This window comes from Ralstonia sp. SET104, from assembly GCF_003851545.1.
Lineage (GTDB): Bacteria > Pseudomonadota > Gammaproteobacteria > Burkholderiales > Burkholderiaceae > Ralstonia.
Window position 1 is genome coordinate 1 of sequence record NZ_BHVX01000054.1, and the last position, 236, is coordinate 236.

Here is a 236-nt window from a genome sequence, read left to right on the forward strand (position 1 = left end):
TCGAGCACGTCACCACGGCCGCGCCGGTCGAGCCGCAGGCTCAGGCCGGCAGCAAGGCCGCTGCGCCGGCACAGGAGGCCACATCGAGCTTGAACGCGCAGCGTGTGGCCGAGCGTTTCCGTGCCGATCCGACGCCCGCAGTGCAGCCGCAGCCGAAGGCAGAGATCCAGGCCAGGCCTGTGCCGCAAGCCGAGAAGGCTGGCCAGGTGGTCGAGCACGTCACCACGGCCGCGCCG

1 pseudogene is annotated in these 236 nt (G+C 72.5%); it reads left to right on the forward strand.

Going from position 1 to position 236, the window contains the following annotated elements:
• A pseudogene (locus PSUB009319_RS23000) lies at positions 1–236 on the forward strand (hypothetical protein); the annotation flags it as partial.